This window comes from Mesorhizobium sp. SARCC-RB16n (assembly GCF_008520305.1).
GTDB lineage: Bacteria > Pseudomonadota > Alphaproteobacteria > Rhizobiales > Rhizobiaceae > Mesorhizobium.
In genome coordinates this window covers 46,066-65,861 of sequence record NZ_ML703296.1, presented here as the reverse complement: position 1 = coordinate 65,861, position 19,796 = coordinate 46,066, and the positions used below count along the sequence as shown (strand labels likewise).

Below are 19,796 nucleotides of genomic sequence, written 5' to 3'. Positions count from 1 at the left end.
TCAGGAGCGTAGGCGCCCGACGGAATTGCCACATCGGCTGGCGAATCCGTCGCCGCCAGGTCAAAAACGCCCGATCCGCTAAAATTCGAACGATCCCCCGCAATTTTCCATAATCTCTGTCTGGCAAAGGATTTCGCATGATCGCGGAATCCGACAGCCAACAGGCCGGCGCTGGCGACGACATCGATGCGGCACCGGCGCAAGCGCCGGCATCGGTGCGGCGGTTTATCGCCGCGCCGCCGCTGGTGCCCGATCAGCAGCCGGCCAAGCGCGAAGGCCTGCCGATCCTGACCTTCGTTGTCATGGTGCTGGCCGGCCTCTCGTACCTGACCGGAGCGCCGGTCTTCATCAGCCTAGCCTTGATGGCAACCGGCCTTGCCGGCCTGGCCATGCATCTGCACGTCAGACGCAGCGTACGCCGCACTACGGTCCTGCTGGACGAGACCACCGCCCGCAACCGTGCCGAGATCGAGACGCTGGCCGACCGCATGTGGGAGATGCAGGAAAGCGAGGAGCGCTTTCGCGGTCTCATCGACGCACTCGGCGATCTCGTCATCCATCGCGACCGCGACGGCTACATCGTCTATGCCAACAAGGTATTCGCAGACCTCGTCGAAACCGATCAGCGCGACCTTGCCGGCAAGACGCTGGCCGAGCTCGGCATCGAGGTCGGTATCGTTCCCGATGCCGCTTTCTCCGACCATGAATGCCTGAGTTCCACCGACGTTGCCATCCGCACGCCCACCGGCCCGCGCTGGTTCTCGTGGATTGAGCTGTCGGTGCGCGACAAGGACAGCGGTGCGGTCTCGCATCGCGCCATCGCCCGCGACATCACAGCACGCAAGCGCGCCGAATCGTCCATGATCACCGCGCGCGAGCGCGCCGAGTTCGCAAGCCAGGCCAAGTCGCGCTTCCTCGCCACTGTCAGCCATGAGATCCGCACGCCGATGAACGGCATCATGGGCATGGCCCGGTTGCTAGCCGACACCAGCCTTTCGCCGGAGCAGCAGACCTATGTCGGCGCCATCTCGACCTCGGCCAGCGCCTTGCTTGCCCTGATCGAGGACCTGCTCGACTATTCCAAGATCGAGGCCGGACGCTTCGATCCCGAACCGCAGCCCATGTCCGTGCGCGAGATCGCCGACAACATCATCGAATTGATGGCCGCGCGCGCCTTCGCCAAGAATATTGGCCTTGGCTGCCATGTCGAACCGGATGTGCCGCAATTGATCACCGCCGATCCGGGCCGGGTCAGGCAGGTGCTGCTCAACCTCATCGGCAACGCCATCAAGTTCACCGACAGCGGCGGCGTGCTGGTCAGCATCGCGCGCGCCCGTACCGAGACGACCGACCGCATCTGCTTCACCATCGCCGATACCGGTCCCGGCCTGCGCGACGATGACATGGAGCGCATCTTCGAGGAGTTCGAGCAGGCCGACGGCACCTCGACGCGCACGCATGGCGGAGCCGGACTGGGGCTTGCTATCTCCAAGCGCCTGGTCGCCGCCATGGGCGGCACGATTTCGGTTTCGAGCCGGCTTGGCCAGGGATCGGAATTCGTCTTCGAGATTCCCGCCATATCGGCCACCGAGCCGCCGCAGGGCCGGCTGAACGCGCTTGCCGGCCGGCGCGCCGTGATCCTGTCCAAGAACACCGTGGAGGCCGACGCCATCGCCCGCACCATCCGTGCCAATGGCGGCGCGGCCGGCATCGCCACCACCGTGTCCCAGGCCGCTTCCTTTGCCGACGGCTGCGACGTGCTTCTGGTCGACGCGGCCATGGAAGAGAGTGACGGAAGGCTGCTCAAGCGGCTTCGCCAGCATGGGTTCTCCGATTGCGAAGCCGTCACGCTGATCGCCCCCACCGACCGCGGCATGCTTGGCGAGTTTCGTGCCAGCGGCTACGCGACATTCCTTGCCCGGCCGGTGCGCGGAGGAACACTTTTGCGTGTCCTTTTGAGCAGCCACACACCGGTCCTCACCCCGCCGCAGCTGGAAAAACGCCGCGCACCGGCGCGTCGTGCCTCAGGCGAACGCCAGCAGGGCCTGTCCGTGCTGATCGCCGAGGACAACGACATCAATGCCATGCTGGCCCGCGCAACGCTGTTGAAGGCCGGGCATCGCGTCAAGGTGGTCGGCAACGGCAAGGCCGCCGTCGAAGCGGTCACCGGCGCCGGCCACAATCGCCGCTTCGACGTGGTGCTGATGGACCTGCACATGCCGGTCATGGACGGGCTGGACGCCATCGCCGCGATCCGCCGCCACGAGGAGGAAGCCTCCGTGCCGCCGGTGCCGATCATGGTGCTTTCGGCCGATAGCCAGGAAAAGACCCGCCATGCGGTGCTCGCCCACGGCGCCAGCGGCTTCGTCACCAAGCCGCTCGATCCCGACGCGCTGGTCAGTGCCGTCGAGGGCCAGGTCGCCGCTTGAGCCCCCTTTTCCCGGTGCGTGGCTGACGAAGACCACCAAAAAAAAGCAGCCCGGTTTCGGTGCCCGCGAACGCGGCGCGCCCGGGGCCTTGTGACGCAACATAGCCGGTTGACCGTTTTCGCCAGCCGACGAAGTATTGCCCGCGACGCCGTATCACGGTACTGTCACAATCCTGTTGCACCTACACCGTATCCCCGTGCCAAGAGGGATGGCTCGAAGGAGAATCACTCGTGCATACAGTTATGCCGGAATGTGACACTCGGCCAAACGCCAGCAGCGCCTTGCTCGCCGGACGTAATGTCGATTCCGTCATAAAAGGCGCAGCACTCGGCCGTATCGGCAACCTCGAAGTACGGCTCGCTCGCAACGAGGCCGAGATCGCGGCCGCGCAGGAAGTGCGCTACCGTGTATTCTATGACGAGCTTGGCGCCAGGAAGGACCTGTTCCAGGCGCAGGACCGCCGCGACGCCGACCGCTTCGACCCGCTCTGCGACCATCTGCTCGTGCTCGACACCACGCTTTCCGGCCCTGAGCATCGTCGCATCGTCGGCACCTATCGCTTGCTGCGGCAAGAAATCGCGGCAACCGCCGGAGGCTTCTATTCCGAAGGCGAGTTCGAGCTGACCAAGCTCATAGCCCGCCACCCAGGGCAGCGTTTCCTTGAGCTGGGCCGTTCCTGCGTTTTGCCGCAATACCGTTCGAAGCGCACCATCGAAGCGCTGTGGCAAGGTATCTGGGCCTATATCAATCATTACGAAATCGGCGTGATGACCGGCTGTGCTTCCTTCCACGGCACCGTGCCGGCCGCGCATGCCGAGGCGCTCACCTATCTCGCCCATCACTGCCGCACCAATTCGGCCTGGGATGTGCGCGCCGTGTCCGGGCGTTATTGCTCCATGGACCTGATGCCGATCGAGGCGGTCAACGCCAAGGCGGCGATCGCGGCGATGCCGCCTCTGGTCAAGGGCTATCTGCGGGTAGGCGCTCGCATCGGCGATGGTTGCGTCATCGACCGCGAATTCTCCACGGTCGACGTGTTCGTCGTGATGCCGGTCAAGGAGATCGGCGCCCGCTACGTCAACTATTATGGCGGGGAAGCGCAGCGCTTCGCCGCGTGACGCCAGCGAATAGCGAATAGCGAATAGCGAGAGCTGCGCTGCGACAATGCGGACTGCCAACCCCTATTCGCTATTCCCTTCTTTTCACGGAATGTCCTCAGGCCGCCGGCCGGGCCGGCTCTTGTAGGCCGGAAAGGTCCAGCCGAAACGGAGCGCACCACCCCGCACAGCGAACGCCGCGGCGAAGCCGGCCAGCTCTGAAACGATCGGCGGCAATCCCGTGACATCGCCAGCCGTGAAGATTGCAGCGCCTGCGAGAGCGGCCGTAACATAGATTTCGGGTCTCAGCAGCACCGAGGGTTCGCCGGCCAGCAGATCGCGCAGGATGCCGCCTGACGTGGCGGTGAGCACCCCGGTGATGACGGAAACGACCGGCGAACCGGTAATGGCCAGACCCTTGGCCGCACCCATCACCGAAAAAGCGGCCAACCCGATGGCGTCGAGCCAGAGCAGCCATTTCCAGCGGGATTCGACACGGTGCGCAGCAAAGAAAACGAGCACCGCAACCGCCGCGCAGATCAGCACGTAGCTGGAGTTGGCGACCCAGAAAACCGGCAGATTGAGGATGACGTCACGAAGCGTTCCGCCGCCGATGCCGGTGACGCTCGCCAGGAACAGGAAGCCGATAATGTCGAGCTGCTTGCGCGACGCCGCCAACGCCCCTGTCGCCGCGAAGACGGCAACGCCGGCATAATCGAGAAGGGCGATGGGGTTCATGGGCTGAGCGGATAGTGAGTAGCGAATAGTGAGTAGGGGAATAGCACGAAGCCGCAGATTAGTATCAGCCCCTGCTCACTGCTCGCTACTCCCTATTCGCTACTCACTATCCCTACGCATCCTTCTCGGCCTGCTCATTGACCGGCCCTGGCTCGACGGGCGCGTCGGCGGCAATTTTCGGGCCGCCCTTGGCGACGCCGACCATGGCCGGGCGCAGCACCCGCTCGCCGATCGAATAGCCCGGCTGCACGACCTGGACCACGGTGTTGGCCGGGACATCGGGATTGGGCACTTCGAACATCGCCTGGTGGAAATTGGGATCGAACTTCTCGCCTTCCGGGGCGAGTTTCTTGACCCCATGCCGTTCCAGCGCCGAAAGCATGGCGCGCTCGGTCAGGTCGACGCCTTCGATCAGCGCCTTGAAGCCGGCGTCTCCCGACGCCTTGGCCTCGGCGGGAATGGCATCCAGCGCACGGCGCAGATTGTCCGACACCGACAGCATGTCGCGGGCGAAATTCGCCACCGCATAGGTGCGCGCGTCATGCACGTCGCGCGCAGTGCGGCGGCGCAGGTTTTCCATCTCGGCCGCGACGCGCAGCGCGCGGTCCTTCAGCTCTTCATTTTCCTTCAGCAGCCGCACAAGCGCTTCATAATCGCCGTCGATGCCGCCTTCCGTGCGCTCGGCATTGGCCTCGGCCGCCTCGGCTTCACTGGGCGCGCGTTCGTCTTTTGCCTGGTCGCTCATCGCCGTTTCCCGTCTTCTTGAATGGTATGGATTTTGTGCCCGATATCGAGGTTCGCAGGCCAAAAATCAAGGGGAAAGCGACCCTAAGGAGCTTTGACCGGACCAGGAAGGCGCCAAGGCGGTTCTTCGATTTTAATTCAAATTTTACCGTACTTGTCGGCTTTGCTTGCCACAAGGTCGGGATGCGGGAACCATTCCGTTGCTGGAGGAGTTTCGGAACCGACGCAGGATTTTGGAATGATGACCCGCAACAAGCTTGAAAAAACAGAAAGGCTCGCTGCGGAGGTTCGGCGCCAGTTCGGCGCCGAGGCGATGACGCGCTTTCTGCGTACCTTGCCAGCCTTCCGCATCGAAACCGACATCCCGGACCGATTCGGGCAATTGCTCGACCACCTCGATCGGGTGGAGGATGGCGAGGTCGGCTGGCGACGCCAGTAAGCCTGTTCAGGCCTTACGACAATTACGCACAGTAACTTTACGTGATCATTGGCTTGCGGTGGCGGCACACCCTGCCTATGCTTCCTGATGAACATGATTTCCCCCGAAGCGGCCGCCAATAGCAAGCGCGCCTGGCTCAAGGTCTTGGCGCGCTACAAGAAGCCTGACAGGCGGCGCAGCGCACTCGAACTCGCCATCACCCTCATTCCTTTCGCCACGCTGTGGGCGCTGTCTTCCGCGGCCTATGCCTATGGTCATTGGTGGGGACTGATCCTCATCCTGCCCGCAGCCGGATTCCTGGTGCGGATTTTCATGATCCAGCACGATTGCGGCCATGGTTCCTTCTTTGCCAACCGCCACGCCGATGACTGGATCGGCCGAGCGCTCGGCATCTTGACGCTGACGCCTTACGACTGCTGGCGGCGTGCCCATGCCACGCATCATGCCAGCGCCGGCAATCTCGACGAGCGCGGCATGGGCGACATCAGGACGTTGACCGTCGCCGAGTACCGGCGGATGTCCTGGCGGGGTCGCCTGGCCTATCGTCTCTATCGCCACCCCCTGGTGATGTTCGGCCTGGGGCCGATCTGGCTGTTCATCTTTTCGCAAAGACTGCCCATCGGCATGATGCGCGGCGGCCTGACGCCCTGGGTGTCGTCGATGACCACCAATCTTGGCATTGCGCTTGCCGCGGCCATCCTCATCTGGGTCATAGGTCCCGGCGCGTTCCTCGTTGTCCATCTGCCGATCGTCATTCTCGCCGGTTCGGCCGGCATCTGGCTGTTCTATGTCCAGCACCAGTTCGAGGAGACCGAGTGGGCGAAGGACGAGGAATGGGAATTCCAGCACGCCGCCCTGCACGGCTCGTCCTACTACGACCTGCCGCCGCTGCTTAACTGGTTTACCGGCAATATCGGCGTCCACCACGTCCACCACCTCTCCGCCAAGGTGCCCGGCTACCGGTTGCAGGAAGTGCTACGGGACTATCCCGAACTGCGCGGCATCGGCCGCGTCACGTTGATCGAGAGCCTGCGCTGCGTCAAACTGGCCTTATGGGACGAAAGCCGCAGCAAGCTGATATCGTTCCGCGAGGCACACGCGGCGCTGTAGCGTTTCTCCCGTCAACGTGGAGTGAAGCATGGTTCGCGCAACGGACGAAAAGCCAATTGCTTGGCTTTTCGAACAATGCCCAACGGACCGAGAGGGGCTGCGCTAAACTTTCCAACCTGAGTTGCAAGCGTAGACCCTCAGGCAGTTCTCAAAGTCTCAGGCCGCTTGCCTCTCGTCACGCATCAGGATCTCGCCATGGCGGATCTCCGTGCCCAGCACCTTCAGGCATTCGCGGATGAAATTGGACAGGCCGGGCCAGCCCTTTGCCGAAACGAGATTGCCGTCGACATGGGCACCATTCGGCGCGACGTCGATATAGGTGCCACCGGCCAGCGTGACTTCCGGCTCGCAATAGTGAAGCGCCGCCACCTCTCTGCCCCGCACCACGCCGTCGACCGCGATCAGGATCTGCACGCCATGGCAGATGGTGAAGATCGGCTTGCCGGTCTCATGGAAATGCCGCACCAGCGCCTGCACGCGCTTGTCGATGCGGATGTATTCGGGGCCGCGCCCTCCCGCTGCGTAGACGGCATCGTATTGGGCCGGATCCACCTCGGAAAACGTCTTGTTGAGGATGTAATCGTGGCCGAGCTTTTCGGTGTAGGTCTGGTGGCCTTCGAAATCGTGCAGCGATGTCTTCAGCACATCGCCCGCCTTCTTGTCCGGGCAGACGACATGCACGGTGTGTCCGACGGCGTGCATGGCCTGCTCAAAGACGAAAATCTCGTATTCCTCGCTGAACTCGCCAACGAGCATCAATATCTTCTTGCCAGCCATTCCCAGTTCCTCCCTTGTGGCTTAATTTATTTCGGAACACGAAATAATAGACGTATCCTAAGGGCAGGATAGCGAAAGGGAAAGTGCAAAACGCACGATTGGTACGACCAGTTTGCTCCATCCTCGATCGAGAAGGCTTCAAGGCTCCTTCACAGAAAGCGAAAATAACTCCACTGGTTCGACCAGAGTTGCGATCAGGCGGCTGCCTTGATCATGTCCGCCGCCTTCTCGGCGATCATGATGGTCGGCGCGTTGGTATTGCCACCGATCAGCGTCGGCATCACCGAGGCGTCGACGACCCGCAAGGCCCGCATACCGCGAACACGAAGTTCAGGGTCGACCACCGCCATGTCGTCGACGCCCATCCTGCAGGTGCCGGCCGGGTGATAGATCGTGTCGGCACGGGCCCGAATATGCGCCATCAGATCCGCATCGCTCGAAACGCCAGCCGTATAGATTTCCTTGTTGCGGTACTTGGCCAGCGCCGGCGCCTCCAATATGCCGCGCATCATCCTCGCGCCCTTGAGCAGAAGATCGCTGTCGCGTTCGTCGGACAGAAAGCGTGGGTCGATGCGTGGCGGCGCCAACGGATCGGGGCTCGACAGCCCGACCTCGCCCCGCGAATACGGTCGCAGCACGCAGACGTGGCAGGAAAAACCATAGCCGATATGCAGCTTGCGGCCATGATCGTCGACGATCGCGATGCAGAAGTGCAGTTGCAGGTCGGGCCGGTCTATCGCCGGGTCGGATTTGAGGAAGGCGCCGCCCTCCGCGTAAGGCGTAGCGATCATGCCGCCGCCGTCCTTGCGCCAGCGCAGCATGTGCCGTAGCAGGCCAGGCATGCCGCGCAGGCCAATGCCCATCATGTCGGCATCCTTCGATGTCCAGCCCATGATGAAATCGAGATGGTCCTGCAGGTTCTTGCCGACGCCGGGCAGTTCATGCGCGACGGTAATGCCATGTGCGGCAAGCTCGACCGCCGGACCGATACCAGACAGCAACAGGAGTTGCGGCGAACCGAAGGCGCCGCCGCAGATAATGACTTCGCGCCCAGCTTTCGCCACGGCCTCAGCGCTACCCTTGCGATAGCGCAGGCCGGTGGCCCGCCCGCCGTCAAGGATGATGCCGGTGGCATGCGCTCCGGTGACAACGGTAAGGTTCGGCCTGTTCATGGCCGGATGAAGATAGGCGGCAGCGGCCGAGCAGCGCTCGCCATTGCGGCCTTCGCCCCAGAACTGCGTGACCTGATAGAGCCCCGCCCCTTCCTGCTCCGGTCCATTGAAATCGTCGTTGCGGCGTATCTGGTTTTCGCCGCAGGCCTCGACGAAGGCCCTTGAGAGCGCACGCGGCTCCTGCTGTTCGCCCACCCGCAGGGGTCCTTCGCCGCCATGAAAGGCGTCTGCACCGCGCTGGTTGCCTTCGGCACGCCGGAAGTAGGGCAGCACCTCGTCCCATGACCAACCATTGCAACCGAGGTCGGCCCATTCGTCGTAGTCGCTGCGGTGACCGCGCGTATAGAGCATGGCATTGATGGCGCTGGAGCCACCGAGCGCCCTGCCGCGCGGCTGATAGCCCTTGCGGCCGCCGAGTCCTTGCTGCGGCACCGTCTGGAAGGCCCAGTTGTTGATCTTCGGCCGGCCTGGCAGCAGCGCAATGATGCCCGCCGGAGCGCGGATGAGGAGGTCCTTGCCCTCCCCGCCTGCTTCGATGAGGCAGACCGTTTTCGACGGATCTTCGGATAGCCGTGCGGCAAGCGTGCAGCCGGCGGACCCGCCGCCGGCGATGACATAGTCGAAATCCATGATCTCCTCCCGGTTGGAGCGCCGCGCGTCCAAAGGGCGCGCAAAGGACGCTCCAAGACTCTTGATGCACCGGCGGATGTTTCCGTCCGGACAGCCCAAGAGAAGGCCTGATCAGAGCTGTTGTAAAGCGGTGCGCAATTACCGCTGCGTCAGCTGCTGCGAACCCGGCGCCAGGAATATTTCGGAGCCTTGGGCTCCGCTATGGCGGCCGGCTGGTAGTAAAGCCCCAACCCGCCGGTACGGCCCTCTTCCAGGCGCTTCAAGAGCACCGGATTCGAGATCTCGAATTCATCGAAGCCAAGCCTCAGCATATGCGGCAACGGGTCGACCAGGACCTGCCCGGTGGCACGCAGCGCGCCTGTGAAGTGATAGCGGCTGCGCAGCAGTTCGCCCTTGGAGAACGAGCGGCCGTCGCCGAAAGCCGGAAAGGCAAGCGCCACCAGCGACAGCTGGTCGAGCAGGTCGGCGATCTTCTCGAGTTGATCGCCGGGCTGCAGCACGACGCCGAGCCGCTCCTTCGCCGAGCGGCGCACCTCCGGGTCGAGATCGAGGAACGCCTGCAGCGGCAGGATGAAGCGGCCATTGCCGGAAAGCGCATCGGCGCTCTCGGCATGGGTCCACTCGTCCTCGCGAAAACCCTCCGGGGTCCAGAGCCGGGTCTCCGGTGTCGTCGGTTCAGTCATCAAAATTCCCAAAATTCGAAGAGCTTGAGGGTGTGTTGAAATTCAGGTCAGGCCGCGTCGAAAACGGCTGCTTCCGAGAACCGGAGCGTACTTGAAGTACGTGAGCCCGGGAAGCGCAGGAAACTGCCGTTTGCAGACCGGCCTCACCTGAATGGCAACATACCCTATAGTGATGCGTCGGTCAGCGACACTTCCAGTCCCGACAGGTGAATGCCGCACTCGGTCTTGGCATGGCCCGCCCAGCGGCCGCTGCGCGCGTCCTCTCCCGGCTGCACCGGCTGCGTGCAGGGAAAGCAGCCGATCGACAGATAGCCATAGGCGACCAGTGGGTTTTCGCGCAGCGCATGCGCGCGCATGTAGTCAGCCTGGTCCGACGTCGTCCAGTGTGCCAGCGGATTGATGCGGATGCGCGGACCGACCGCCTCGAACACCGGAAGTGCGGCCCGTGTCGAGGCCTGAAAGCGCTTGCGGCCTGTGAACCATGCGCGGAAGGGCGCGACGCCACGTGCCAGCGGCTCGACCTTGCGCACATCGCAGCAGGCGTCGGTGTTGTTCTGGTGCAGATTGCCGGTCGGGTCGATCCGTTCGAGCGCCGCTTCGTCGGGCTTGATCACCCGGATGTTGGTCAGCCCGAAATCGGCGACCAGCGCGTCGCGATAGCCGAGCGTCTCCTCGAAATGCTTGCCGGTATCGAGGAAGATGACCGGCAGCGTGCGGTCGATCTTCGCGATCATGTGCAGCAGCACCGCCGAATCCGCGCCGAAAGACGACACGGCGGCGATCTCGTCGTGAAATAGCTCGCCGGCCGATCGTTCGATGATCTCGATCGGTCTGAGATGACCATAGAGCGCGTCAAACCCCGCCGCTTTGGCGGCGATGCCGTCATCGACGTCGGCTATATTGTCAAGCGGCCTTGGCTTCGCCAGCATAGAGCGCCTCCTTGAACGGCGCGGGACCGACACGGCGGTAGGCGTCGATGAATTTTTCCTGCGGGTTGAGCCGAAGGCCGAGATAGGTGTCGACGATCTGCTCGATGGCGTCGGTGATTTCTTCCGAAGAGAAGCCACGGCCGATGATCTCGCCGACCGAAGTGTTCTCGTCGGCCGAACCGCCGAGCGTCACCTGGTAGAGCTCGGAGCCCTTCTTCTCGACACCGAGGATACCGATATGGCCGACATGGTGGTGGCCGCAGGCATTGATGCAGCCGGAAATCTTCAGCTTCAGCTCGCCGATCTCGCGCTGCCGCTCCAGCGAGGCGAAGCGGCGCGAGATTTCCTGTGCGATCGGGATCGAGCGCGCCGTCGCCAGCGCGCAATAATCGAGGCCCGGGCACGAGATGATGTCCGAGATCAGGTTGGAATTGGCCGTCGCCAGACCGATGTCGACCAGCGCGTCATAGACCGCCTTGAGGTCGGCGCGCGCCACATGCGGCAGGATCAGGTTCTGCTCGTGGCTGACGCGAAGCTCGTCGAAGGCATATTTCTCGGCAATGTCGGCGACCGCTTCCATCTGGCTGTCGGTCGCATCGCCCGGTACCTCGCCGATACCCTTGAGCGAGATCGTCACTGCCGCGTAGTCGGGGTGGCGATGCGTCACCACGTTCTGGTCGAGCCAGTCGGAGAAGCCCTTGGAATCCAGCCGCGCCACCTTGACGGCCGCGTCGCCGTCCGGCCGCCCGGCCAGCGCCGGCGGTGCGAAATAGGCCTCGATGGCGCGGATATCCGCCTCCGGCAGCTTCAGCTCCGCGTCCTTCAACTCCTGCCATTCGGCTTCGACCTGGCGGGTGATTTCCTCGACACCAGTCTCGTGGACCAGGATCTTGATACGCGCCTTGTACTTGTTGTCGCGGCGGCCATAGAGGTTGTAAACGCGCAGGATCGCCGTGCAGTAGGACAGAAGGTCGGCTTCCGGCAGGAAATCGCGGATCTTCCTCGCCACCATCGGCGTGCGGCCCTGGCCGCCACCGACATAGACGGCGAAACCGAGCTCGCCTGCGGCGTTCTTCTTCAGGTGCAGGCCAATGTCATGCGTCTGGATGGCGGCTCGGTCGCGCTCGGCTCCCGTCACCGCGATCTTGAACTTGCGCGGCAGGAACGAGAATTCCGGATGCACCGACGACCACTGCCGCAGGATTTCCGCATAGGGACGCGGATCGGCGACCTCGTCGGCGGCCGCGCCTGCAAAATGGTCGGCAGTGACATTGCGGATGCAATTGCCGCTTGTCTGGATGGCATGCATCTCCACGCTGGCTAGGTCCGCCAGGATCGCCGGAATATCCGACAGCGCCGGCCAGTTGAACTGGATGTTCTGGCGCGTGGTGAAGTGGCCGTAGCCCTTGTCGTATTTGCGGGCGATGTGGCCGAGCATGCGCAGCTGCTTGCCGTTCAGCGTGCCGTAGGGCACGGCGATGCGCAGCATATAGGCGTGCAGCTGCAGATAGACGCCGTTCATCAGCCTGAGCGGCCGGAACTGGTCCTCGGTGATCTCGCCGGACAGCCGGCGCTGGACCTGGTCGCCGAACTCGGCGACGCGGCCCTGGACAAAATCGTGGTCGAACTCATCGTAACGGTACATGCTTCGTCTTTCAGGGCGCGTCCGCCCGTTTTCACTGCTCTGTTGGCTATGCCGCCTTAGAGGCCTGCTTGCCGAGATCGTTGCGGATGGTAGGTCCGGCGGCGCGGATTTTCTCGCGCAGCCGCACCGGCTCGACAATGCCGTCGACGACTTCCGCGTCGATCAGATTGACGTCGACCACTTCATTATTGGCGTGGGCTTTCGCGCCGATCGCCTCCAGCCGATCTTCTGCCGCCTTGTCATGGGCAAGGTCCGCATGCTCCACCGTTTCGGCCCAGCCGCCATCGGCGTACCAGACCGCAATGCCGTCGCTGAGGCGATTGGCGGTGAGTATCTTCATGGCTGAACTCCCTCGGCGGCCACTACCGGGGCACTCTCATGCCTGCGTGCCGCGAGCGGCTCGGACCGCTCGAAATTGGCGCCGGCGACAGCGTCGCCGATGATGGTCATGACCGGGCCCGACAGATCGGTGCGCGCTTCCAGCGACGGCAGGTCGGCAAGTGTGCCGTGGAAGCGTCGGCGATTGGTCAGGCTGGCATTCTCGACTACGGCGACCGCCGTATCCGGCGACAGGCCGGCCTCGATCAGCCGGCCGGCAACTTCGGCCGCGACCGAGCGGCCCATGTAGACGGCGACCGTAGCGCCGGAAATGGCGAGCTTGGCCCAGTCGGGCAATGAATTGCCCTTGAGATCGTGGCCGGTGGTGAACACCATCGAGGAGGAAACACCGCGCAGCGTCAACGGCAGTTCGAAATCGGCGGCAGCGGCAAAGGCCGCGGTGACGCCCGGAACTACCTCATAGTCGATGCCTGCGTCGCGAAGCGCCGCCATCTCCTCGCCGGCGCGGCCGAACACCAGCGGGTCGCCCGATTTCAGCCGCACGACGCGCTTGCCCTCGCGGCCAAGCTCCACCAGCAACGCATTGATCTCGGCCTGGCTCTTGGTATGGCAGCCTTTGCGCTTCCCAACCGGCAAGCGTTCGGCATCGCGGCGCCCCATGGCGACGACCGCCTCCGGCACCAGTGCATCATGGACGATGACATCGGCCTCCATCAGCAGGCGATGCGCCCGCAGCGTCAGGAGGTCCTCGGCGCCGGGACCTGCGCCGACCAGGGCGATGTGGCCGCGAACCGCCGCGTCGGACAACAGCAGATCGGCGGCGGCTTCGCGCGCCTGCGAAAACGCGCCGGCCTCGACGGCGCGCGCAGGCGCTCCGCCGAAGAAGTCACTCCAGAAACGGCGCCGCACATTGCCCCTGGGCAATCTCTCGGCGGCATTGCGGAACGACGCGGCAAGCGCCGCCAGCGCGCCAAGCGATGGCGACAGCATGCGGTCGATGCGGCCGCGCAACATCTGCGCCAGAACCGGACCTGCACCTTCGGTGCCGATGGCGATGGCGACCGGCGCGCGGTTGACCAGCGCCGGGGTGAAGAAATCACAGAGGTCCGGCCGGTCGACGGCATTGACGGGAATGCCCAGCCGGTGCGCGTCGGCGGCCACGCGACGATCGAGCTCCTCGTCGCCGCTGGCGGCAAACACCATCACGGCGCCTTCGATCTGCGAGGCGTCATACGCGCGGGCCACATGGTTCGCGCCGGCTTCGGCGATGAAGTCCAATAGCTCAGGTTCGGCATTTTTAGCGATGATGTGTAGAACGGCGCTCGACTGAGCGATCAGCCGCGCCTTGGCCAGAGCCTCCTCGCCGCCGCCGACAATGGCCACGGCTTCGCCCTCGACCCGCATGAAGACGGGAAAGGCGTTGAGCTTGGTGGTGGCTTGCGGCATCAGAAAGCAATCCCGGAACAGTTTCGCAGTTTTACGCCCAGGCGTAAAAAAGCAGAAGCAAAGCCCTCGCGCATCCGGTGATGGCAGGCAATCGCTTTTTCGCAACCGCGAAAGGCAGGAGAAAAATATTCCAAACCACTGCCCTGGGCACACCCGGGCGGCGAAAACGGGCCTTGATTTCAGGCGCTTTTAGCTGCCGGCGACCTATCCAGCAAAACAGTTTTTTCTAATTTCTACTAATTTAGTAGATTAAAGTCGTACAGTAGCGATTTCATGTTCGGCGCCCGTCCGCGCGGCCGTTCGGTCCACCGCATTGGTTGGAACGTTGACGGGCTGAAATGCGTTCCCGGGATAGCCACCACCCAACAAGGAGCGTTTTCATGAACACGATCAAATTGAAGCATGGCATTTGGGTTCTGGTGGCCGACGGTGAAAAAGCGCTCCTGCTCAAGAACGCCGGCGATACCAAGTTTCCAAACCTTGAAGTCGTGCAGGTGATGGAACAGGAAAACCCGCCCACACGCGAACAGGGAAGCGACAGCCCCGGCCGATACAATGACGGCCCATCCGTGCACCGCAGCGCGGTCGAGGATACCGACTGGCATCGCATCGGCAAGGAACGCTTCGCCGAGGAGATCGCCGCCCGGCTCTACAAGCTTGCCCATGCCGGCGAGTTCGACAGCCTTGTGCTTGTGGCCCCACCGGTGGTGCTCGGCGCCATGCGCAAGAAGCTGCATAAGGAGGTTGGTGACAAGGTGACGGCCGAAATCCCGAAGACCATGACCAACCACGGCATCTCCGAGATCGAGGCTTTGTTGCAGGCAGCCTGATCGCCGGCAACGGCTCGGTCGTCAGGGCGAATACTATCGCGGTTCAAACAGATCGGCGGCATCCCGGTCGCCGGTCCAGCATTTTGTCGTCGCGCCGTCGATTTTCGCACCCTTGCGGGTTGCGTCACCGTTACCCCTTCCACCATATTGCAAAACAGGCGGCGGCTTCGGGCGGCGCATATCCGACATCGCTGGCTTGAAAGGCGCTTCATAGACAATGCCGCACGACACGCCCCTTATCGCCACCATTGTCGCCGGTCTGGGGCTGGCTTTCGTCTTCGGCGCTCTCGCCAATCGCTTCCGCATTCCCCCGCTGGTCGGCTATCTCGTAGCCGGCGTGCTGGTCGGGCCGAACACACCCGGTTTCGTCGCCGATGCCGGCCTCGCCAACGAACTGGCCGAGATCGGCGTCATCCTCCTGATGTTCGGCGTCGGGCTGCATTTTTCGCTCAAGGACCTTCTGTCGGTCCGTGCCATTGCCGTGCCTGGCGCCATCGTCCAGATCGGCTTTGCCACCGCACTCGGCGCAGGGCTGTCCTGGATGCTCGGCTGGTCGATAGGCGCCGGCTTGGTGTTCGGCCTGGCGCTGTCGGTCGCCTCGACCGTGGTGCTGCTGCGCGCACTTCAGGAACGCCGCCTGATCGAGACCGAGCGCGGCCGCATCGCCGTCGGCTGGCTGATCGTCGAAGACCTGGCCATGGTGCTGGCGCTGGTGCTGCTGCCGGCGCTTGCCGGCGTGCTCGGCGGCCAGGAACAGGCCGATGCCCATTCGAGCGGCCTGCTGTCGCTGCCGGCCAGTTATGGCATCTGGGGCGTCGTCGGCATCACGCTGGCCAAGGTCGCCGCCTTCGTCGTCGTCATGCTGGTGGTCGGTCGCCGGGTCATTCCCTGGATCCTGCACTATGTCGCCCATACCGGGTCGCGCGAACTGTTCCGCCTCTCGGTGCTCGCCATTGCGCTGGGCGTCGCCTTCGGCGCGGCAAAGCTGTTCGGCGTCTCGCTGGCGCTCGGCGCCTTCTTCGCCGGCATGATCATGAGCGAATCCGAGCTCAGCCACCGCGCGGCCGAAGAATCGCTGCCGCTGCGCGATGCCTTCTCGGTACTGTTCTTCGTCTCGGTCGGCATGCTTTTCGACCCGTTCAGCCTGATCAGCAACGGCCTGCCGATCCTGGCGACGCTGGCCATCATCGTCATCGGCAAGTCGCTGGCGGCGTTCGTCATCGTCGTCGCTTTCGGCTATCCCCTGGCCACGGCCTTGATGATTTCGGCCAGTCTTGCCCAGATCGGCGAATTCTCCTTCATCCTGGCCGAGCTCGGCGTCGGGTTGAAACTCCTGCCCGAGCAAGGCCGCGACCTGATCCTGGCCGGCGCCATCCTGTCGATCGTGCTGAACCCGCTGATGTTCCTGGTCATAGACCGGATGAAGCCGTGGCTCGAAGCCCGCGCCGCCAGGACGGCACCGCCGGCGGACGCCAAGCCGGTCGGCCCGGCGACGGAACCGGGCCAGGTGGCCTCGGTCGCCACAACGTCCAGCAAGGAAGATGGCCCTCCGCCGCGGACGGCACTCACCGGTCATGCCATCCTGATCGGCTATGGCCGGGTCGGTGGGCTCGTGGGTGCCGCGCTGAAGGAAGCAGCATTGCCTTTCCTCGTCATCGAGGACGCCGACAAGACGCTGGCGAAGCTGAAAGCAGACGGCATCGAAACCATCGTCGGTAATGCCGCCAATGCCGAAGTGTTCGCCGCCGCGAATCCTGAAGGCGCCAAGCGGCTGATCCTTGCCATCCCCAATGCCTTCGAGGCCGGCCAGATCGTGCTGCGGGCACGCACCGCCAATCCCAATATCAACGTCGTCGCCCGCGCCCATTCCGATGCCGAGGTCGAGCATTTGAAAGGGCTCGGCGCCGATACGGTGATCATGGGCGAACGCGAGATCGCGCGCGGCATTGTCGAAGAGGTGCTTGGCCACAAGCCGCGGGTCGCTGAACCGTCCGCTGCCTGAGCCCACGCAGCCCACAGGCGTCGATCAAGCCACGAATGCCGAGCCGCCGTTTTGCGCGACACTGCCGAGGTATTTGGCCGGGGGCTTGCCAAGCGCCTTCTTGAACATGGTGATGAAGGCGGTGACCGAGCTATAGCCGAGATCACCCGAGACCTGCTGGACACTCGCACCGGAGGCCAGCTCCCGAATGGCGACGATCAGGTGCAATTGCTGGCGCCAGCGCCCGAAGCTAAGCCCTGTCTCCTTGATGACAAGACGCGCCAGGCTGCTTTCGCTCAGCGCAACGCGGTTGGCCCATTGTGCCAACGTACTGCGATCGGCAGGGTCCTGCGCCAACGCCTCGGCGATCCGCCTCAATCGCGGCTCGGGTGAAATCGGCAGATGCAGTTGCTGGACAGGCATGCGCGGCAGTTCGGCAAGCAGGGTCCTGGTCAAGAGTTCATCCCTTGCCTGATCGTCCTGCACGCTGTCGGACAACTCGACGATCAGTTCGCGCAGCAGCGGCGAAATCGAAAGCGTGCAGCACCGGTCAGGCAATTCTGCAGCTCCCGGCTCGATATAGACGAAGAAGATCCGGGCATTGGCCGTCGCGATGTTGCTGTGCTCCATGGCGCCAGGGATCCATACCCCGCAATGCGGCGGCACCATCCACAGGCCGCTCGGAACGCGGCAGGTGACGCCGCCTCCAAGCGCAAAGACGAGCTGGCCTTTGCGGTGCCAATGAGCTGGGACCTCCGCTCTGGTCTCGGTGACGTCGACACGAACGGCAATGGCCGAAGCCAGCACGTCATCGACATCGAAATTGAGCCATGGGTAGCGAAGAGGCTGTCTCATGATTGACCGCTTTTAGCGATTAAATGCCATGATAGCTAAATTCTTCAAGCGGCGAAGCAGATAAGTTTCGGCCTCCCAGCAAGAAGGTACGTACCCATGCTCGCTCTAGTCATATCTTCCTACAGCGCCACGCGGCTGAGGCTCGCCGAGGTCGAAGAACCTCGCCCCATCGCGGACGAGGCGCTCGTCTCGGTCCACGCAACCTCTTTGAACCGGGGTGAATTGCGCCTGCTTACCATCCGTTCAAACGGCTGGATACCGGGCCAGGACATCGTTGGAATTGTCGAACGCGCGGCCGCCGATGGCTCCGGGCCGGCCGCGGGCACCCGGGTTGCGGCTTTGGTCGACCAGGGGGGCTGGGCCGAGCGGGTCGCCGTTTCAACAGACCGTCTCGCGATCCTGCCGGATGAGGTCAGCTTCGTCTCGGCAGCTACGCTTCCGGTGGCGGGCACGACGGCGCTCAGGACTTTGCGCCATGGCGGTGACTTGGCGGGCCTAAAGATCTTGATCACCGGTGCAAGCGGTGCTGTCGGTCGCTTCCAGACCCAGATCGCCCGCGAGCAGGGTGCGTCGGTGACCGCCATCGCCGCGGCCCGGCACCACGAGGATCTGCGCGGGCTGGGAGCCGATCAGATCGTCGAGTCGATCGAGCAGGCCAAGGGACCGTTTTCGCTGATCACCGAGTCGGTCGGCGGCAAAAGCCTCGCACACGCGATCGAACGCGTCGCCCCTGGCGGGACAATCGTCATGTTCGGTTCGAGCAGTGGCGAACCCACGCCGGTCGGGTTCCGTCAGTTCGTTCCGGGTCACGAAGGGGCGAGGCTTCAGACGTTCGCCTACTACACGTCCGGTTCCGCCATCGGCGCGGATATCGCCGCGCTGCTCGCTCTGGTAGCCGCCGGCCGGCTGGAAACCCGCATTGCCTTGAGCGTACCGTGGACGGACATCGGACAAGCCCTGGACGCACTGCGCCAGCGCAGCTTCAGCGGCAAGGCTGTTGTCACCTTAGGCGGGTGAGTCGGCCAGCCCTGGAGTCGACCAGTTCACACGTGCTGGCCGCCATTGATGTGGATTTCCGAGCCGGTTACGTAGGAGGCCTGACCTGAGCACAGGAAAAAGATGATGTCGGCGACCTCCGCCGTGGTGCCCAGGCGCCGTAGTGGAATGGTCTCGACGATTTTTTCGGTACCCGGCGACAGGATCGCGGTGTCGATCTCGCCCGGCGCGATGGCGTTGACGCGGATGCCGTGCGGGCCGAAATCATGCGCCATTTCGCGCGTCAGCGAGCCGAGAGCCGCCTTGGACGTCGCGTAGGCGGTGCCGGCGAAGGGGTGCACGCGGGTGCCGGCGATCGAGGTGACGTTGACGATCGAGCCTTTCGCCGTCGCCAATTCCTTGAACAGCCCCCGCGCCAGCATGATCGGCGCGAAGAAATTGACCTGGAACACATCCCGCCAGACATGCATCGGGGTGTCGATCGAGTCCATGCGGCTGTTGCCGTCCTTGAGCTTGGGCGAAATGCCGGCGTTGTTGACCAGCGCATTGAGCTGGCCGCCATGCGCCTCCAGCCGGTGGCGAATTTCGGACACCGCGACGCCGACATCCTCCTGGTCGGCGAGGTCGACCTTTATGTGGTCCTCTGGACCGGCCGGCCATGGGCAATCCTCGGCAAAGGCCTGGCGCGAGCAGGTGATGACGCGCCAGCCCTCGCGCGAAAAGCGCTTGACCGTGGCATGGCCGATACCGCGGCTTGCGCCGGTCAGCACGATGGTCTTTCTGGTGTCGGTTTCGGTCATGTCGCGGTCTCCGGGCTGGACATGTAGCCGAACGCAGCCGGGGTGGCGAGAGGCGGATTGACGCCGCTAATGCATGTCGCCCGAAAGTGTCCTCGGTTCCGGGCAACGACATGCATAAACCAGAAGCTTACAGCAGGTCGGGCGAATCCTATTCGC

Annotated in this window: 18 protein-coding genes; 7 read left to right on the top strand and 11 right to left on the bottom strand. The window is 63.7% G+C overall.

All coding sequences use genetic code 11. From position 1 onward, the window contains the following. The first annotated feature begins 137 nt into the window (after positions 1-137). Both C7I87_RS30755 and C7I87_RS30750 read left to right on the top strand, forming a co-directional pair. Positions 138-2,429, top strand: coding sequence for a PAS domain-containing hybrid sensor histidine kinase/response regulator (locus tag C7I87_RS30755; protein WP_149907731.1), 2,292 nt, complete (start codon positions 138-140; stop codon positions 2,427-2,429). 242 nt (positions 2,430-2,671) lie between these two features. After that, positions 2,672-3,547: a l-ornithine N(alpha)-acyltransferase gene (locus tag C7I87_RS30750; protein WP_244735525.1), complete on the top strand. Its 876-nt coding sequence runs from the start codon at positions 2,672-2,674 to the stop codon at positions 3,545-3,547. Between the two features lie 84 nt (positions 3,548-3,631). Here C7I87_RS30750 and C7I87_RS30745 read toward each other — a convergent pair whose 3' ends face one another. Then, positions 3,632-4,264 (bottom strand): trimeric intracellular cation channel family protein, encoded by a 633-nt coding sequence (locus tag C7I87_RS30745; RefSeq protein WP_149907729.1) that lies wholly within the window; start codon positions 4,262-4,264, stop codon positions 3,632-3,634. A 112-nt stretch (positions 4,265-4,376) separates the two neighbouring features. Then, positions 4,377-5,009, bottom strand: coding sequence for a nucleotide exchange factor GrpE (gene grpE, locus C7I87_RS30740; RefSeq protein WP_149907728.1), 633 nt, complete (start codon positions 5,007-5,009; stop codon positions 4,377-4,379). Between the two features lie 237 nt (positions 5,010-5,246). Here grpE and C7I87_RS30735 point away from each other — a divergent pair, with 237 nt between their 5' ends. Both C7I87_RS30735 and C7I87_RS30730 read left to right on the top strand, forming a co-directional pair. Further along, complete coding sequence (locus C7I87_RS30735; protein WP_149907727.1) at positions 5,247-5,447, top strand: hypothetical protein; 201 nt, start codon at positions 5,247-5,249, stop codon at positions 5,445-5,447. Between the two features lie 87 nt (positions 5,448-5,534). After that, positions 5,535-6,557: a fatty acid desaturase gene (locus C7I87_RS30730; RefSeq protein WP_149907726.1), complete on the top strand. Its 1,023-nt coding sequence runs from the start codon at positions 5,535-5,537 to the stop codon at positions 6,555-6,557. 156 nt (positions 6,558-6,713) lie between these two features. Here the strand turns inward: C7I87_RS30730 and C7I87_RS30725 are convergent, their stop codons facing one another. The 7 genes from C7I87_RS30725 to cysG form a co-directional block, all read right to left on the bottom strand. Next, a complete protein-coding gene (locus C7I87_RS30725) occupies positions 6,714-7,334 on the bottom strand; it encodes a DJ-1/PfpI family protein (protein WP_149907725.1) in 621 nt (206 codons plus the stop codon). A gap of 194 nt (positions 7,335-7,528) precedes the next feature. After that, positions 7,529-9,136 (bottom strand): GMC family oxidoreductase, encoded by a 1,608-nt coding sequence (locus C7I87_RS30720; protein ID WP_149907724.1) that lies wholly within the window; start codon positions 9,134-9,136, stop codon positions 7,529-7,531. A gap of 149 nt (positions 9,137-9,285) precedes the next feature. Beyond that, positions 9,286-9,819, bottom strand: coding sequence for a DUF934 domain-containing protein (locus C7I87_RS30715; protein WP_149907723.1), 534 nt, complete (start codon positions 9,817-9,819; stop codon positions 9,286-9,288). Between the two features lie 164 nt (positions 9,820-9,983). Then, positions 9,984-10,748, bottom strand: coding sequence for a phosphoadenylyl-sulfate reductase (locus C7I87_RS30710; RefSeq protein WP_149907722.1), 765 nt, complete (start codon positions 10,746-10,748; stop codon positions 9,984-9,986). Beyond that, positions 10,723-12,393 carry a nitrite/sulfite reductase gene (locus C7I87_RS30705; RefSeq protein WP_149907721.1) on the bottom strand — a complete coding sequence of 557 codons (1,671 nt, stop codon included), beginning with the start codon at positions 12,391-12,393 and terminating at the stop codon, positions 10,723-10,725. The genes C7I87_RS30710 and C7I87_RS30705 overlap by 26 nt, the downstream gene beginning before the upstream one ends. Positions 12,394-12,439: 46 nt before the next feature. Then, a complete protein-coding gene (locus C7I87_RS30700; RefSeq protein ID WP_149907720.1) occupies positions 12,440-12,733 on the bottom strand; it encodes a DUF2849 domain-containing protein in 294 nt (97 codons plus the stop codon). Then, complete coding sequence (gene cysG / locus C7I87_RS30695) at positions 12,730-14,178, bottom strand: siroheme synthase CysG (protein WP_149907719.1); 1,449 nt, start codon at positions 14,176-14,178, stop codon at positions 12,730-12,732. Before cysG ends, C7I87_RS30700 begins: the two co-directional genes overlap by 4 nt. A 380-nt stretch (positions 14,179-14,558) precedes the next feature. Here cysG and C7I87_RS30690 point away from each other — a divergent pair, with 380 nt between their 5' ends. Both C7I87_RS30690 and C7I87_RS30685 read left to right on the top strand, forming a co-directional pair. Continuing rightward, positions 14,559-15,008, top strand: coding sequence for a baeRF12 domain-containing protein (locus C7I87_RS30690; RefSeq protein ID WP_149907718.1), 450 nt, complete (start codon positions 14,559-14,561; stop codon positions 15,006-15,008). Between the two features lie 217 nt (positions 15,009-15,225). Beyond that, positions 15,226-17,010, top strand: a complete 1,785-nt coding sequence (locus C7I87_RS30685) for a cation:proton antiporter domain-containing protein (protein ID WP_149907717.1) — start codon at positions 15,226-15,228, stop codon at positions 17,008-17,010. A gap of 24 nt (positions 17,011-17,034) precedes the next feature. Here the strand turns inward: C7I87_RS30685 and C7I87_RS30680 are convergent, their stop codons facing one another. Then, a complete protein-coding gene (locus tag C7I87_RS30680) occupies positions 17,035-17,844 on the bottom strand; it encodes an AraC family transcriptional regulator (RefSeq protein WP_149907716.1) in 810 nt (269 codons plus the stop codon). A gap of 96 nt (positions 17,845-17,940) precedes the next feature. Here C7I87_RS30680 and C7I87_RS30675 point away from each other — a divergent pair, with 96 nt between their 5' ends. Beyond that, entirely contained in the window at positions 17,941-18,861 is a 921-nt protein-coding gene (locus C7I87_RS30675) for a zinc-binding dehydrogenase (protein WP_149907715.1), read from the top strand. A gap of 26 nt (positions 18,862-18,887) precedes the next feature. On the opposite strand, the gene C7I87_RS30670 is transcribed toward C7I87_RS30675, so the two are convergent. Beyond that, on the bottom strand, positions 18,888-19,640 hold the full coding sequence (locus C7I87_RS30670) for an SDR family NAD(P)-dependent oxidoreductase (protein ID WP_149907714.1): 753 nt from the start codon (positions 19,638-19,640) through the stop codon (positions 18,888-18,890). Positions 19,641-19,796 lie beyond the last annotated feature (156 nt).

What these genes read in the sequence shown, in the direction of transcription:
- C7I87_RS30755 (WP_149907731.1), top strand. Translation starts at nt 138, where the DNA reads ATGATCGCGGAATCCGACAGCCAACAGGCCGGCGCTGGCGACGACATC.
- C7I87_RS30750 (WP_244735525.1), top strand. Translation starts at nt 2,672, where the DNA reads ATGCCGGAATGTGACACTCGGCCAAACGCCAGCAGCGCCTTGCTCGCC.
- C7I87_RS30745 (WP_149907729.1), bottom strand. Translation starts at nt 4,264, where the DNA reads ATGAACCCCATCGCCCTTCTCGATTATGCCGGCGTTGCCGTCTTCGCG.
- grpE (WP_149907728.1), bottom strand. Translation starts at nt 5,009, where the DNA reads ATGAGCGACCAGGCAAAAGACGAACGCGCGCCCAGTGAAGCCGAGGCG.
- C7I87_RS30735 (WP_149907727.1), top strand. Translation starts at nt 5,247, where the DNA reads ATGATGACCCGCAACAAGCTTGAAAAAACAGAAAGGCTCGCTGCGGAG.
- C7I87_RS30730 (WP_149907726.1), top strand. Translation starts at nt 5,535, where the DNA reads ATGAACATGATTTCCCCCGAAGCGGCCGCCAATAGCAAGCGCGCCTGG.
- C7I87_RS30725 (WP_149907725.1), bottom strand. Translation starts at nt 7,334, where the DNA reads ATGGCTGGCAAGAAGATATTGATGCTCGTTGGCGAGTTCAGCGAGGAA.
- C7I87_RS30720 (WP_149907724.1), bottom strand. Translation starts at nt 9,136, where the DNA reads ATGGATTTCGACTATGTCATCGCCGGCGGCGGGTCCGCCGGCTGCACG.
- C7I87_RS30715 (WP_149907723.1), bottom strand. Translation starts at nt 9,819, where the DNA reads ATGACTGAACCGACGACACCGGAGACCCGGCTCTGGACCCCGGAGGGT.
- C7I87_RS30710 (WP_149907722.1), bottom strand. Translation starts at nt 10,748, where the DNA reads ATGCTGGCGAAGCCAAGGCCGCTTGACAATATAGCCGACGTCGATGAC.
- C7I87_RS30705 (WP_149907721.1), bottom strand. Translation starts at nt 12,393, where the DNA reads ATGTACCGTTACGATGAGTTCGACCACGATTTTGTCCAGGGCCGCGTC.
- C7I87_RS30700 (WP_149907720.1), bottom strand. Translation starts at nt 12,733, where the DNA reads ATGAAGATACTCACCGCCAATCGCCTCAGCGACGGCATTGCGGTCTGG.
- cysG (WP_149907719.1), bottom strand. Translation starts at nt 14,178, where the DNA reads ATGCCGCAAGCCACCACCAAGCTCAACGCCTTTCCCGTCTTCATGCGG.
- C7I87_RS30690 (WP_149907718.1), top strand. Translation starts at nt 14,559, where the DNA reads ATGAACACGATCAAATTGAAGCATGGCATTTGGGTTCTGGTGGCCGAC.
- C7I87_RS30685 (WP_149907717.1), top strand. Translation starts at nt 15,226, where the DNA reads ATGCCGCACGACACGCCCCTTATCGCCACCATTGTCGCCGGTCTGGGG.
- C7I87_RS30680 (WP_149907716.1), bottom strand. Translation starts at nt 17,844, where the DNA reads ATGAGACAGCCTCTTCGCTACCCATGGCTCAATTTCGATGTCGATGAC.
- C7I87_RS30675 (WP_149907715.1), top strand. Translation starts at nt 17,941, where the DNA reads ATGCTCGCTCTAGTCATATCTTCCTACAGCGCCACGCGGCTGAGGCTC.
- C7I87_RS30670 (WP_149907714.1), bottom strand. Translation starts at nt 19,640, where the DNA reads ATGACCGAAACCGACACCAGAAAGACCATCGTGCTGACCGGCGCAAGC.